The sequence below is a fragment of the Halopseudomonas salina genome (assembly GCF_008641105.1).
This window is the reverse complement of the sequence record NZ_VTTI01000003.1, coordinates 265,883-279,527: the sequence shown is the minus strand read 5'-3', so window position 1 is coordinate 279,527 and position 13,645 is coordinate 265,883. Positions and strand designations below refer to the sequence as shown.

13 protein-coding genes and 1 tRNA gene are annotated in these 13,645 nt (G+C 56.5%); 4 read left to right on the top strand and 10 right to left on the bottom strand.

Going from position 1 to position 13,645, the window contains the following annotated elements; translation table 11 throughout:
* Window positions 1-2: 2 nt before the first annotated feature.
* From FZF01_RS06610 to ccoN, 6 genes are all read right to left on the bottom strand, one after another.
* Complete coding sequence (locus FZF01_RS06610; RefSeq protein WP_150277350.1) at window positions 3-518, bottom strand: FixH family protein; 516 nt, start codon at window positions 516-518, stop codon at window positions 3-5.
* A gap of 6 nt (window positions 519-524) precedes the next feature.
* Window positions 525-1,937: a cytochrome c oxidase accessory protein CcoG gene (gene ccoG, locus FZF01_RS06605; protein ID WP_150277349.1), complete on the bottom strand. Its 1,413-nt coding sequence runs from the start codon at window positions 1,935-1,937 to the stop codon at window positions 525-527.
* Between the two features lie 135 nt (window positions 1,938-2,072).
* Window positions 2,073-2,972 (bottom strand): cytochrome-c oxidase, cbb3-type subunit III, encoded by a 900-nt coding sequence (gene ccoP, locus FZF01_RS06600; protein WP_150277348.1) that lies wholly within the window; start codon window positions 2,970-2,972, stop codon window positions 2,073-2,075.
* A complete protein-coding gene (locus FZF01_RS06595) occupies window positions 2,969-3,178 on the bottom strand; it encodes a cbb3-type cytochrome oxidase subunit 3 (protein WP_150277347.1) in 210 nt (69 codons plus the stop codon). Before FZF01_RS06595 ends, ccoP begins: the two co-directional genes overlap by 4 nt.
* Window positions 3,179-3,183: 5 nt before the next feature.
* Window positions 3,184-3,792, bottom strand: a complete 609-nt coding sequence (ccoO, locus tag FZF01_RS06590; RefSeq protein ID WP_150277346.1) for a cytochrome-c oxidase, cbb3-type subunit II — start codon at window positions 3,790-3,792, stop codon at window positions 3,184-3,186.
* Between the two features lie 11 nt (window positions 3,793-3,803).
* Entirely contained in the window at window positions 3,804-5,231 is a 1,428-nt protein-coding gene (gene ccoN, locus FZF01_RS06585; RefSeq protein ID WP_150277345.1) for a cytochrome-c oxidase, cbb3-type subunit I, read from the bottom strand.
* A gap of 366 nt (window positions 5,232-5,597) precedes the next feature.
* On the opposite strand from ccoN, the gene FZF01_RS06580 reads away from it, so the two are divergent.
* Window positions 5,598-6,233, top strand: coding sequence for an alpha/beta family hydrolase (locus FZF01_RS06580; protein WP_150277344.1), 636 nt, complete (start codon window positions 5,598-5,600; stop codon window positions 6,231-6,233).
* A 22-nt stretch (window positions 6,234-6,255) separates the two neighbouring features.
* On the opposite strand, the gene FZF01_RS06575 is transcribed toward FZF01_RS06580, so the two are convergent.
* The 3 genes from FZF01_RS06575 to FZF01_RS06565 all read right to left on the bottom strand — a co-directional run bounded on the left by FZF01_RS06575 (window position 6,256) and on the right by FZF01_RS06565 (window position 10,223).
* Window positions 6,256-7,881, bottom strand: coding sequence for a methyl-accepting chemotaxis protein (locus tag FZF01_RS06575; protein WP_188434300.1), 1,626 nt, complete (start codon window positions 7,879-7,881; stop codon window positions 6,256-6,258).
* Between the two features lie 296 nt (window positions 7,882-8,177).
* Entirely contained in the window at window positions 8,178-9,458 is a 1,281-nt protein-coding gene (locus FZF01_RS06570; protein WP_150277342.1) for a TRAP transporter large permease, read from the bottom strand.
* Between the two features lie 15 nt (window positions 9,459-9,473).
* Complete coding sequence (locus FZF01_RS06565; protein ID WP_223825422.1) at window positions 9,474-10,223, bottom strand: TRAP transporter small permease; 750 nt, start codon at window positions 10,221-10,223, stop codon at window positions 9,474-9,476.
* Between the two features lie 86 nt (window positions 10,224-10,309).
* Here FZF01_RS06565 and dctP point away from each other — a divergent pair, with 86 nt between their 5' ends.
* On the top strand, window positions 10,310-11,455 hold the full coding sequence (gene dctP, locus FZF01_RS06560; RefSeq protein ID WP_223825421.1) for a TRAP transporter substrate-binding protein DctP: 1,146 nt from the start codon (window positions 10,310-10,312) through the stop codon (window positions 11,453-11,455).
* Window positions 11,456-11,485: 30 nt separating this feature from the next.
* On the opposite strand, the gene FZF01_RS06555 is transcribed toward dctP, so the two are convergent.
* Window positions 11,486-11,580, bottom strand: a tRNA-Sec gene (locus FZF01_RS06555).
* A gap of 142 nt (window positions 11,581-11,722) precedes the next feature.
* Between FZF01_RS06555 and apbC the strand changes: the two genes are divergently transcribed.
* Both apbC and dcd read left to right on the top strand, forming a co-directional pair.
* On the top strand, window positions 11,723-12,817 hold the full coding sequence (gene apbC / locus FZF01_RS06550; protein WP_150277341.1) for an iron-sulfur cluster carrier protein ApbC: 1,095 nt from the start codon (window positions 11,723-11,725) through the stop codon (window positions 12,815-12,817).
* Window positions 12,818-12,914: 97 nt separating this feature from the next.
* Window positions 12,915-13,481, top strand: a complete 567-nt coding sequence (gene dcd / locus FZF01_RS06545) for a dCTP deaminase (protein WP_150277340.1) — start codon at window positions 12,915-12,917, stop codon at window positions 13,479-13,481.
* The last annotated feature ends 164 nt before the right edge of the window (window positions 13,482-13,645 follow it).

The window sequence follows — 13,645 nt, the reverse complement described above, 5'->3', positions numbered from 1 at the left end:
GATCATTTAGTGTCGAGCTGATAAGTGCGGTCGCTGGCCAGAAAGACCTCGTCAGTCAATCTCCAGCCGGCCTCGCCGGGGCGCGCAGGGTCACTCAGGTCAACATAATGCCGACCCTCGATACGCTCGGGCATCTGGCCTGCGTATGCATTCTCGGCGACTCTGTTGAGCACGATTACCCTGTCGCGGTCAGCGTGGGAGGGCGAAATCAGGTCGAACTGCAGGGCCGACGGCTGTGACGGAAGATCGCCTGTCAGTGTCAGGCTGACTTCGCCGGTCATCTCGTCGATGGTGAAAGAAGCGGCCAAATCAAGATCGCTGGCCATCTTGTCCCGGCCAAGATGCATGTTTATCGCACGACCTTCCTTGTAGTAGTTGTCGCGCACCATACTGTCCTGGTATGCAATGGAGATGAACAGCAATCCCAGTCCGATCACGACCGCGAAGACCAGGATGCCGATCAAAAACCACGGCCAGAACTGTTTATACCAGGGTGCGATGTCAATATCATCTTGCATAGTGTGTTACCTGAGTCTGGGGCCCATGAAACGGCTTTCCGCTTCGGCTGTAATGTCCGGGTCGTCTACCGCGGTGATCCTGAATTCAACGGGCATATTGGTGCTGCTCATGAATTGTGGATCGAGCTGCACGTTGACTGGCAGCTGCAGGTGCTCGTTGGCGTCAAGGCTCAAGCGATCGGCCTGCAAATTCATGCGCAATTCGGGGTGACCTTCGACGGACAGCATGAAGCTGCGAGGTTCCTGGCTCTTGTTGAATATGCGGATGATGTAAACGTTTTCTATATTGCCACCATTGGCTTCGCGGAACAGCACGTTCCGGTCCCGCGCAACGTCTAGCGATACTTTCGACAGGCTGGTGACGGTTGCTGCGAACAGGCCCATCATGATTACCAGTAGCGCGCCGTAACCGAGCAGGCGAGGGCGCAGCATATGCGTCTTCTCGCCGCTGAGGTTGTGCTCAGTGGTGTAACTGATCAGGCCGCGCGGGTAATCCATCTTGTCCATGATGTCGTCGCAGGCATCGACGCAGGCGGCGCAGCCGATACACTCGTACTGCAGGCCGTCACGGATATCGATCCCCGTCGGGCAGACCTGGACGCACATGGTGCAGTCGATGCAGTCACCGAGACCTTCCTCTGCCGGGTCCACGCCTTTCTTGCGCGCGCCACGTGCTTCGCCGCGCCGCGGATCATAGGCGATAATGAGTGTGTCCTTGTCGAACATCACACTCTGGAAGCGGCCGTAGGGGCACATGTAGAAGCACACCTGTTCACGCATCCAGCCAGCATTGATGTAGGTGGCCATGGTGAAGAAGAAGACCCAGAACAGCGTCCAGCCATCGATATCAAGGGTAAAGGTATCCGGTACCAGCTGGCGAATCGGGGTGAAATAGCCCACGAAGGTTAGAGCGGTAACCAGTGATACCACAAGCCAGATGCTATGTTTGGCACTACGCCTCGCTAGCTTGTTCGCGTCCATCGGCGCCTTGTCGAGCTTGATCCGCGCGTTGCGTTCACCCTCGGTGACCTTTTCGGCCCACATGAAAATCCAGGTCCAGACGGTTTGCGGGCAGGTGTACCCGCACCACACGCGACCGGCAAAGACGGTGATGAAGAACAGACCGAAGGCACAGATAATCAGCAAAAAGGACAGCAGGAAGAAGTCTTCCGGCTGAAAGGTAGCACTGAAGACGTGGAACTGGCGTGCTGGCAGATCGAACAGCACTGCCTGGCGATCACCCCATTGCAGCCACGCGGTACCGAAGTAGAGCAGGAAAAGAAAACCGACACCCAGCAGGCGTATCTTGTGAAACAGGCCTGTATAGGAGCGCGGGTGGATCTTCTCGCGCTTGGCGTACAACTCAACGGCTTGAGCATCACCCGGGGTGACGTTCTTGACGGGGATCTTTTTGCTCATGGGAATCTGTCCTGGTCTGTGCAGGAAGGGCCCGGCCGGTAATCCGGCCGGGACTGTCTTACTAGGCCACGCAAGAGTAGTGTGGCCGGTCAGGTTGCGCCATGCGACAGGGCGTCGCGGCAGGCGCTTTTTCTGTTACTGCTCGGCTTCGTTATCACCCTGGGAGAGGCTGTAAACATAAGCGGTAAGCATGTGGATCTTGTCCTCACCCAGGTGGGCCTGGGAAGGCATATTACCGTTACGGCCATAACGCAGGGTCTGCTGAATCTGCAGCATGCTGGAGCCATACAACCAGACATCATCTGTGAGGTTTGGTGAGCCAATCAATGCGTTGCCCTTGCCTTCAGGACCATGACAGGCCACGCAATTGGTATTGAACACCTGTGCACCCAGGGTGGTGTCAACGCCGTCCGTCTCCAGACCTGCCATTTCGCGTACATAAGCGGCTGTGCTGCGTACACCATCATCGCCGATGATCGCTAACCAGGCGGGCATTGCAGCCTGCCGTCCCTGGTTCAGAGTGGTTCTGATCTGGTCCGGCGTACCGCCCCAGATCCACTCGTTATCAGTCAGGTTCGGAAAGCCGTATGCGCCGCGCGCATCCGAGCCATGACATACCGAGCAGTTGATGGCGTACAACCGCTGACCGATTCGCAGTGCGTCCTGGTCCTGAGCGACCTGCTCTACAGTCATGTCCGCATAGTTTGCAAAGATCGGAGCAAACTGTTCGCGGGCGTCGGCAACTTCCTCTTCGTACTGACCTACCTGGGTCCAGCCCAGCACTCCGGGAAACTTACCCAGACCAGGATAGAGAATCAGATAGATAACGCTGAACACGATCGTCGCCAGGAACAGCATGAACCACCACCGGGGCAGGGGGTTGTCATACTCCTCGATGCCATCGAACGAGTGGCCGAGCGTTTCTTCCGTCTCCTCCGGTCGCTGGCCCTTGCGTGTGGCGAACATCAGCCACAACGTAAGGCCCAGCATGATCAGGGTGAGGACAATGATGTATCCGCTCCAGAAATTACTCATTGCTTGCTACTCCTAGCGTCGTTCTTCTCACTGGGCTTTTTTTCGTTATAAGGCTTTTCGGCTTCATCAGGCTCGTCGGCGAAGGGCAGCAGGGCTGCCTCGTCGAAATCCTTTTTCTTGTAGGAGCTGTAGGCCCATACGGTGATACCGATAAACGCCAGCATCGCTAGGATGGTGGCAATACCGCGCAAAGTGTTGATATCCATAATAGTTACCGACGATCCGAGAGAACGGTGCCCAAGTGCTGCAAGTAGGCAATCAGCGCGTCCATCTCAGGCACGCCACGCACCATCTCGGCAGCGCCGGCAATATCCTCGTCAGTGTAAGGAACACCCAGGCGTTGCATGGCACGCAACTTGGCAGCTGTGTCATCACCATCCAGGACGTTCTCCTGTAGCCACGGGTAGGCCGGCATCTTTGATTCCGGAACTACATCACGCGGGTTGATCAGGTGAGCGCGGTGCCAGTCGTCAGAGTAGCGCTGACCGACACGGGCCAGATCTGGACCAGTACGCTTGGAACCCCAAAGAAAGGGATGTTCCCAGACGCTTTCACCAGCTACCGAATAGTGGCCGTAGCGTTCGGTTTCCGAGCGGAAGGGGCGGACCATCTGCGAGTGGCAACCTACACAGCCTTCGCGAATGTAAATGTCACGACCTTCCAGCTCCAGCGCGGTATAGGGCCGCAGACCTTCAATTGGCTGTGTCGTCTCCTGCTGGAAAAACAGTGGAACGATCTGAGTCAGACCACCGAAGCTGATCGCAATCACGATCAGCACAACCAGCAGCCCCAGGTTCTTTTCTACTAATTCATGCTTCATCGATATGCTCCTCAGACCATTTGCGCAGCGGCTTGTGCTTCAGCCGGCTGGTGTGCGCGAATGGTGCGCCAGACGTTATATGCCATCAGCAACATGCCGGTCAGGAAGAATAGGCCGCCGATCATGCGGACAATGTAGCCCGGGTGGCTGGCTTCCAGTGCTTCGACAAAGCTGTACGTCAGGGTGCCGTCGACGTTGACTGCGCGCCACATCAAGCCTTGGGTGATGCCGTTAACCCACATGGAGACGATGTACAGCACGGTACCTACGGTAGCGAGCCAGAAGTGCACGTTGATGAGTCCAACACTGTGCATTTCATCGCGGCCAAAGACCTTGGGTATCATGTGGTACATGGCGCCGATGGAAATCATCGCAACCCAGCCCAGAGCACCGGCGTGCACGTGGCCAATAGTCCAATCCGTGTAGTGCGACAATGCGTTCACTGTCTTGATGGCCATCATCGGGCCTTCAAAGGTGGACATGCCGTAGAACGCCAGGGAGACAACCAGGAAGCGCAGGATCGGATCGGTACGCAGTTTGTGCCAGGCACCGGAGAGGGTCATCATGCCGTTGATCATGCCGCCCCAGCTGGGAGCCAGCAGGATCAGGGACATCACCATGCCCAGGGACTGCGCCCAGTCAGGCAGCGCGGTGTAATGCAGGTGGTGAGGACCGGCCCAGATATAGATCGCGATCAATGCCCAGAAATGCACAATCGACAGGCGGTAGGAGTAGATCGGACGGTTGGCCTGCTTGGGTACGAAGTAATACATCATGCCCAGGAAGCCCGCAGTCAGGTAGAAGCCCACTGCGTTGTGCCCGTACCACCACTGGATCATCGCATCCGTCGCACCCGAGTACATAGAGTAGGATTTGAACAGGCTGACCGGCATGGCCATGCTGTTGACGATGTGCAACACAGCTACAGTAATGATGAAGGCGCCGAAGAACCAGTTGCCTACGTAGATGTGCTTCATCTTGCGCTTCATGACTGTTCCGAAGAACAGCAGTGCGTAGGAGACCCACACAATGGCAATCAGAATGTCGATCGGCCACTCGAGCTCTGCGTATTCCTTGGTCGATGTGAAGCCCAAGGGCAGCGTAATTGCTGCAAGTACGATGACTGCCTGCCAACCCCAGAACACAAAAGCGCCCAAGGCGTCAGACATCAATCTGGCCTGCGAGGTGCGCTGGACAATATAAAGCGAGGTGCCCATCAGCGCGCAGCCACCAAATGCGAAAATCACCGCATTGGTGTGCAGCGGCCTCAGTCGGCCGAAGCTCGTCCAGGGCAAATCAAAGTTGAGGGCTGGCCAGACTAGCTGGGCGGCAAGTAGGACACCTAAGGCCATACCAACAATACCCCAGACAACCGTCATGACGGCGAACTGGCGTACTACCTTGTAGTTATAGGCTGTCGAAGTGGTAGCTGTGCTCATGCGAGATTCCACGGATAGCAATGGGTTTATGGGTTCTGAAGCGGCGGCAAGTATGAGCAAAGGCTCTTATCATTGCAATGACACAGGTCAAGGTTACGACAGGTTGGGACCGCTCTGGCCGGCCATTACAGACTCTGTGTCGGATTGCTATAACGATGAATTCCCAAGCTCTACATCTGGCTGCATTGCGCAAGACTGGTAACCGACGCGGATATATAGTTGTATGGTCGGCCCCTTTCCATCCATCCCGGTACGGCAGACGGGGAGAGGGCTAGTTGAAGCTTAGTGGCCATATGATGATATGTGAAGTAAATACCCCCAAAGAGACCGTGGCATCTTGTCGCACAGCCATGCAGTGTTTCTGACATGAGTCATCTGATTATCAATACCTCAACTCGCAGTTCACGTCGCGCCACACTGCTGTTGGCCCACGGAGCGGGCGCGCCAATGGACAGTGCCTTCATGCAACAGATGGTCATGGCGCTCAATAGCTGTGGCGTGGATGTGGCGCGCTTCGAATTCCCCTACATGCACTCCCGGCGACTCTCAGGCAAGCGTTCTCCGCCTAACCCCATGCCGCGGTTGCTCGAGAGCTTTCGCGAGCAGTGGAGGGAGTTTCAGGCGGGCCATACAGGGCCGCTGCTGATTGGCGGCAAGTCCATGGGGGGACGGGTCGCGAGTATGCTCGCTGATGAGCTGGGTGCGGCCGGTCTGGTGTGTTTCGGTTATCCTTTCCATCCACCCGGCAAGCCCGAGAAAACACGTGTGGATCATCTGTTGACGCTAGTCACGCCGGCACTGATTGTTCAGGGTACGCGTGACCCGTTTGGCAAGCCCCCGCAAGTGTCAGGTTACGCGCTTGCTCCGACAGTAGCGCTGCATTGGCTTGATACGGCAGACCATGATTTCCAGCCGCTGAAAAAAAGCGGGAATGATCAGTCCGTGATGATTGGTCAGGCTGCCAGTGCGGTGCTCGAGTTTTTGGAAAACCGCCTACGCTGACGCGCAGGCGGCGAGGCCTTCTTCAGACGCCCAACGCCTGGGGCAGGATACCTGCGCTCAGTGTGCCCCAGCGCCGGCCACCGACCACCAGCGGAACATAGAGCACGAATACGATGGTAGTACTGCCGGGCAGGACGAAGCTGCCCATGCCGATGCGTTTGCAGCTGTTGAGGTTGTCCAGCTCCCAGCCCTTGGCTACCACGAAGCGTTTGTGCATGCTCTTGGCGGCATCTACCCTGGGGTCGCCAGTCGGCGCCTGGGAGGTTACAGTCCGGCTGGCGCCCAGATAGCCATGATCATCTACAGGTACCATGTAGATAACACCGTCCTGTCCCTGTGAGTCCCATTCATCCAGCAGTGGTTGCACGCGCTTGCGGTAGGCATCCGCCCAGCTCACGTCGTGTTTGGGCGGATTGGTACCGGAAATTGGCGTGTAATGCCGGTCAAATACATTCACTCCTTTATTCTGCAGGTCTTCCAGTTCGCTCTCGATGATGTGACGGCGTCCCATCAGCTTGTCAGTGGCCGCCTCAAGGTTGCCCTGTCCGAGATGGAAACGGCACAGCTCCTGCAGAATCTGATTGGTATTTTCCCGCTGGGTATCGGTCTGGGCCAGGCTATCAGCCATACGCCGGCTGATGGTCAGGCTGAGATCGCGAATAGCACTGCCATGCTCGTGGGTTTCGCTGTTGGTCACCGTCAGTTGTTCAAGCGCGCTGCTGACCATCAGAAGGTCGTCATTGGCTTTCTGGAAATCGCACACCATTTTCTCGAACTGCTCGGCCGCGGTGCTGACGGCATTGCCAGCATTGTCAGACTGTTCCTGCATACTTTGGGTCTGCTTGTCGGCACCAGACATCGCAGTCAACATCTGTTCCATTAGCTGTCCAATCTGATCCGCGGCACTGCCCACCTTTATCGACAGGTTGCGTACCTCATCAGCCACCACGGCAAAGCCCCGGCCCTGCTCGCCGGCACGGGCGGCTTCGATAGCGGCATTCAGGGCCAGCATATTGGTCTGGGCGGAAAAATCCTGCACGGTCTTGAGAATCTGTCGTATCTGGCCGGAGGTATTGTCCAGGGCGGTGATGTTGTCTTTGAAGCCGGACATGGACTGGCTGATCTGCAGCATCTGATCCCGAGCTGTCCCGAGCTGTTCGCTGGACTCGCGTGCCACGTCCAGGTTGCTGCTGTTCATGCGGGTGATGTCCGATGCGCGGCTGGAAACGTCCTGCAGTGCGCTGGTGGTTTGTTCCGAAGCTTGAAAGACCAGTTCGGACAAGTCCTGTTGTTTCTTTGCGTCCGTTGCAGCCTGGTCAGCCAGCAGGCGGCTTTGTGCAGAAGTGAAGGCTATGCGCAGACACTGTTGCTGGAAGTTGATCATCATGTCGCGCAACCGCCCGGCAAGCTCATCGACCTGATTCAAGCCAGTGTGGGAGCCGGTGCTTGCAGGGTCGCGGGCAGACAGATCGAGCGTTTCGCCATTGATTGATTGCAAACGTTGAAGCACCGGGCTGTTATCGGACATGGCGCCCCGCGTCTGCCATGCCAGAAGCAGGGCCACGGGGGCCAGCACCAGACTCAGCCCGAATAACAGGCCGGAGGTCTGTGACAGTAGTGTGGCGATAAAGAACACTTGGCAAATCATCAGGGCCACTAATGGGACCGCGGGGGGTATCGGGGGGGAGGCTGGGGCGGCACAGTTCGTGTGCTCCTTGCTCGAGGCAGCTGTACTGTTCATGTGTTCCTCTGCGCAGTTATGCAAGCATTATTGTTATATGGCTGCCTGTGCCGGCAGCCTTTGGGGAGTATAAGGTCTCAAGGACTACTCCGTGTAAGGGTTATCGGCCAATTGCGCTCTTGAATGAATGCTTATTCTGCCATTTTTCCGGTACAAACCGCCTACACGGCAGGAGCGACCGATTAAAACCGGTCGCCACCGCGTCAGCCTGCCAGAGAGGGTAGCCAGAGGGATATGGAGGGGAACATGATCAGCAGCACTGTCGCCAGGAGCAGGATCAGAATAAAGGGTGGCGTGCCCTTGATGACATCGAAATAGGGTCTGCGAAATACTGCCATTGCGGTAAAGATGTCACAGCCAAAGGGTGGTGTTGCCGATCCGATTGCGGCCTGCAGGGTGACAATAACGCCGACGTGGATGGGGTCCAGACCTGCGACTTCTACCGCAGGCTTGAACAGAGGTGTAAGAATCAATATGACAACGATTGGGTCAACAAACATGCAGCCCACGAAAAACGAAATAGCAATGAGGGCCAGAACCAGGGTCTGGCTATCGCCGATCGTCTCAATCACCGGCCCTAGAATGGCCTGGGGAATACCGGCAAAGGAAATCGTGTAGGTAAATGCATTACCCGCAGCAACCAGAATAAATACCACCCCGGTGATAAGTCCGGTAGACAACGCAATATCCCAAAGCTCACGCACCTTGACTGATCGCAGCACTACCACCTCAAGAACCAGTGCATAGAGCACGGCAATGGCCGCGGCCTCGGTAGGGCTGAACAAGCCTCCGTAGATACCACCAACCACTACCACGGGGAAGCCGAGCGGTAGCAGCGCCTTTTTCAGCGCCTCCCAGCGCGTTTTCCAGTCCGCCCGTTCTTCAGGCTCGATGCCCATGCGGATGGATCCGATCCAGCAGTAGATGGAAAACATCAACAGAATCAGAAAGCCGGGCAAGATCCCGGCAATAAACAGATCGCCGATAGATGCGCCGGAAACCACCCCGTAGATAATCATGCCGATGCTCGGCGGAATCAGTAGAGCAATATCGCTGGCATTGATGATCAATGCGATGCTGAAGGCGTCGGAGTAACCCTTTTGCAGCAATTTGGGGCGCATCGGGCCGCCCATCGCCACTACAGTGGCCTGAGTGGAGCCGGAGACTGCCCCGAACAGGGTGCAACCTGCTGCAGTAGTTATGGGTAGGCCGCCGCGCAAGTGGCCCACGAAGGTTTGCACCAGATCCAGCAGGCGATTGGCCGTATGGCCACGTGTCATCAGATCTGCAGCAAAGATGAACAGCGGCACTGCCGCCAGTGCCCAGGACTGCACACCGCTGATCATCTGGCCCATCAGCAGCCCGACATTGCTCATGTCGAGTACCAGGAACAATAACATCAGGCTGGCGGTGAGCAGCGGGACCATCATCGGAAAGCCCAACAGCAGCAGTACGATCATCGTGATAATGATGAAGGTCAGCATGCGCAGATCCCCTGTTCAGATGTGCTCAACGTCAACCTCCTCGTAGCGTTCCTTTTCATTGAAGGAGCGGTAGATATCCTTGGAAATCAGATTGCGCACGGCGGTCAGCCAATACTGAATGCCTGCCAGTGCAAAACCTATGGGGGCAACCATGTAGGGAATCCAGAGAGGGATCTGCAGCGCTGAGGAGGTGCGGCCGCGCGACTGGATTGCCTCGACGTAGCTCCAGGCGTGCCAGCAGAAATAGAACATCAATGCGCCGGTCAGGATACTGATAGTGACCAGCGCTGCCTTGCGGGGTAAACCGTTCAACTGATCATAGAGTGCCGACATGCAGATGTGCCGGGCCTTGCGTACCCCGTAGCCCAGGCCGGCAAAGGTGATGATGACCATGCTCATCTGAGTCAGCTCGACCTGGCCGGTCACCCCCGTGCTGAAAAGCTGCCGCCCAATGACATGGACAATCAACATGCCGGCGACAAAGAGTATGGTGAAGCCGAGGATGCCTTCCTCGATATATTCGGCTAACCGGTCTAGTACGGAAAAAACCTTTTTAGCAGCGCGCTTGAACGTTCCAGCGGCTGAGGGGTCAGCGCTCCCGGGCATGGGTTTGTCCTTTGCTGGGCCAGAAATCCGCTGCACCTCAAGGGCTGTATCGGATACCGGCATTACCCGGGTTTGCTGTGACCTCGGGTCGTTTTCGTTGCGTGCAGTCAGGTGGATCGCTCTGGCACGGTGAATGTTCCTTTTTTCAACATAGCGCATCTGGATTGTCTTTGCACAAAATGGACAAGCGCCGGGCATGTGTTATGGTTTGGTGGTTAACCAGAACAATTCAGAAGGAGCGTTCCATGAAATTGCGTAATGGATTTATAGGTATGGCTGCGTTAGCGCTGGCTGCGTGCGGCGGCGACGAACCCGAGACCACCGCACCAGAAACATCAGCGGCCCCCGAGCCTGCTGAAACCACGGTGCAGACCTGGCGCATTGGTCTGGAAGAAATTGAAGGCAGCGTTCAGTATGAATACGGCGCCAAATTTGCCGAGTTGATTAACGAAAAGACGGACGGCGAAGTTGAAGTGCAGCTGTTTCCCTACGGGCAGCTCGGCGGCTTGACTGATATCTACGACCAGGTGCAGGCAGGTGCAATCGAACTCGCATTCGGATCTGGCTTCCTGGGTGGCACGGTTCCCGAGTCGCAACTCTTCAGTCTCAACTTTGTTCTTACTGACGATGAAATGAAGAACACGGAAATCCTCAATGATCCCGCCTTCCGCCAGCACCCTGATCTGGTTGCCGCTTTCAATGAGCGTGATCTGCATCCGTTGGCCATTGTGCCCGAGGGCTGGCAGGTATGGAGCGCCAACAAGGCGGTTCGCACACCTGAGGACTTCGACGGCATGGCAATCCGTACCATGGATAACCGCCTGCTGCGCGAAACCTACAGCGCCTATGGCGCCGACCCGACTACCATGGAATATGGCGAGTTGTTCAGCGGCATGCAGTTAGGTCAGCTTGATGGCAACATTCAGCCGGTATTTGCCCACCAGGAAATGGACTTCTACCAGGTTCAGGATTACTTGATCTTCGCAAATCAAGCGCAGTTCATCGCGACTTTCATGGCCAATCAGGACTGGTACGAAGGGCTTGCTGAAGAGCACAAGGAAGCGGTTGACGAGACCGTTGTCGAACTCATTCCTTACATTCACGATGTTCAGACCCGTCTGAACGAGGAGCGTCTGGAAATCATCACCGAGAACAGCGATATCGAGCTGGTGTATCTCACTCCCGAGGAGCGTGAAGCCTTCCGCGAGTTGAGCCTGCCGGTGCGTGACACCTTCGCCGAAATGGTAGGTGAGCGCGGTACTCGCCTGATGAACGTGCTGATCGACCTGGTTGATGAGGAAGACGCCGGCGCAGCCGACGATTCCGCAGACCAGGACGGCTCCGACATGGCTGAGGAAGCCGAAATGGAGACCGAAGCAGCCGAAATGTAAGGCGTTATATCCGCGCTTTACGGGCCTGATTGGCGGAAGGGAATAGGAGTCGAACCTACCAGACGCGCCTTGCGCATCTCACCGGGTTTGAAATCCGGGCGCCCCACCGGGGACGATGCCCTTCCGTTGGCCGCTAGGCTAGCATAGAGAAGGCGACAGACTCAGAGTCTGTCGCTTTTTTTATGTCTGTTTGTCCTGTGCATGGTCTTTCATGCTTCGCGGTCCGCCAGTAGGATACACACACTTATTCATGTCTCCGGATGGATTATGACTGACATATCGCGCTCCGCTGTAGAAAAAGCCCTGGCCCAGTATCAGGACCCTTACCTCCAGACGGATCTGATCAATGCAGGCTGCCTGCGCAGTCTCGATATTATCGGCTCTGAAGTTCAAGCCGAGTTCGTCCTTGGCTATGCAGCTGCGGGCATCAGGAGCGGTATCGAGCAGATGCTCCAGGTGGCTGTGGAAAATCTTGAGGGCGTCAGCTCCGCACGTATCAGTGTGCGCTGTGAAATTCAGACAGCCCCTGCTCAAGGCTCCATAGCTGCTCTGGAGAATGTCAGGAACATCGTCGCTGTAGCCTCCGGGAAAGGAGGTGTGGGTAAATCTACCACTGCGGTCAATCTGGCGCTGGCGCTGGCCCGAGAGGGGGCCAGGGTGGGTATCCTGGATGCAGATATATACGGCCCCAGTATGGGGCTGATGTTAGGTCTGCCCGAGGGCACACGGCCAGAGGTCAAGGACCAGAAATTCTTTGTGCCGCCGCGAGCCCATGGCGTGCAGGTAATGTCCATGGCATTTCTGGTGGATGACAAAACCCCCATGGTCTGGCGTGGACCTATGGTCTCGGGGGCACTGATGCAGTTGTTGACGCAAACAGCCTGGGATGATTTGGATTATCTGGTAGTGGATATGCCCCCGGGTACGGGTGATATCCAGCTCACCCTGGCGCAGAAAGTGCCGGTTACTGGTGCGGTGATTGTCACCACCCCTCAGGATCTGGCTCTTCTTGATGCGAAGAAGGGCATTGAAATGTTTGCCAAGGTCAATATCCCGGTACTGGGGATTGTGGAAAATATGGCAATCCACATCTGCTCCAATTGTGGGCATGCAGAGCACTTGTTCGGTGAGGGCGGAGGTGAGCGGCTGGCCAACGATTACGGTGTTGACCTGCTGGCCTCCATGCCACTGTCCATGATGATTCGGGAGCAGACCGATGCCGGTGCGCCTACGGTTGTTGCCGAGCCCGAGTGTCAGATCAGCATGCTCTATCAGGACATGGCCCGTCACGTCGGCGCGCGCATCGCTGAGCGCGCCAGGACGGGTGGTGCTATGCCCGACATCAGCATCAGTGATGAGTGAGTTTCCCCAGGCATGTCTGCAGGTGCCGGCGGGGCTTTTTCCCGCTGGCAATACCCGGTAACATGCGGTCTCTTTTCGGCACATCGCAGGGCACATCATGAGCATCAAGTCTGACCGTTGGATACGTCGCATGTCCCAGGAACAGGGAATGATCGAGCCCTACGTCGAGCGTCAGGTGCGTGGCGACGAGGGTAATCGAGTCATATCCTATGGGGTTTCCAGCTACGGCTACGATGTGCGCTGCTCCAACGAGTTCAAGGTGTTCACCAACATCCACTCGGCCACCGTTGATCCCAAGCATTTCGACGAGAAGAGTTTTGTCGACATCACCAGTGATGTCTGCATCATTCCGCCCAACTCCTTTGCGCTGGCACGTACTGTCGAATACTTCCGCATTCCGCGGAATGTACTGACTATTTGTCTGGGCAAGAGCACCTATGCGCGCTGTGGCATCATCGTCAACGTCACACCCCTGGAACCAGAATGGGAAGGCCATGTGACGCTGGAGTTTTCCAACACCACCACGCTGCCTGCCAAGATTTACGCCAATGAAGGCGTAGCACAGATGCTGTTTTTCGAGTCTGACGAGCCCTGTGAAGTGTCTTACCGTGACCGGGGTGGCAAGTATCAGGGGCAGCGCGGCGTCACACTGCCGCGGGCTTGACCGGCAGCATGCCGGCTTTCTCTTAATCTCGGCAATATGCATGAAGGTTGATCTGGGCATCCGTCGACGGGCTGCCGAGGCCTGAAGAAAACCAGAGCCTAAAAAAACCGGAGCCGTGTTTGCCACGATTCCGGTTAAAAGCTGAGAAGCAAACACGGCGCCCA

Bases quoted from the DNA above. Each gene is read 5' to 3' on its own strand.
- FZF01_RS06575 (WP_188434300.1), bottom strand. From the start codon at position 7,881: ATGATTTGCCAAGTGTTCTTTATCGCCACACTACTGTCACAGACCTCC.
- ccoN (WP_150277345.1), bottom strand. From the start codon at position 5,231: ATGAGCACAGCTACCACTTCGACAGCCTATAACTACAAGGTAGTACGC.
- ccoP (WP_150277348.1), bottom strand. From the start codon at position 2,972: ATGAGTAATTTCTGGAGCGGATACATCATTGTCCTCACCCTGATCATG.
- dctP (WP_223825421.1), top strand. From the start codon at position 10,310: ATGAAATTGCGTAATGGATTTATAGGTATGGCTGCGTTAGCGCTGGCT.
- FZF01_RS06595 (WP_150277347.1), bottom strand. From the start codon at position 3,178: ATGGATATCAACACTTTGCGCGGTATTGCCACCATCCTAGCGATGCTG.
- FZF01_RS06610 (WP_150277350.1), bottom strand. From the start codon at position 518: ATGCAAGATGATATTGACATCGCACCCTGGTATAAACAGTTCTGGCCG.
- FZF01_RS06570 (WP_150277342.1), bottom strand. From the start codon at position 9,458: ATGCTGACCTTCATCATTATCACGATGATCGTACTGCTGCTGTTGGGC.
- apbC (WP_150277341.1), top strand. From the start codon at position 11,723: ATGACTGACATATCGCGCTCCGCTGTAGAAAAAGCCCTGGCCCAGTAT.
- dcd (WP_150277340.1), top strand. From the start codon at position 12,915: ATGAGCATCAAGTCTGACCGTTGGATACGTCGCATGTCCCAGGAACAG.
- ccoO (WP_150277346.1), bottom strand. From the start codon at position 3,792: ATGAAGCATGAATTAGTAGAAAAGAACCTGGGGCTGCTGGTTGTGCTG.
- ccoG (WP_150277349.1), bottom strand. From the start codon at position 1,937: ATGAGCAAAAAGATCCCCGTCAAGAACGTCACCCCGGGTGATGCTCAA.
- FZF01_RS06580 (WP_150277344.1), top strand. From the start codon at position 5,598: ATGAGTCATCTGATTATCAATACCTCAACTCGCAGTTCACGTCGCGCC.
- FZF01_RS06565 (WP_223825422.1), bottom strand. From the start codon at position 10,223: ATGCGCTATGTTGAAAAAAGGAACATTCACCGTGCCAGAGCGATCCAC.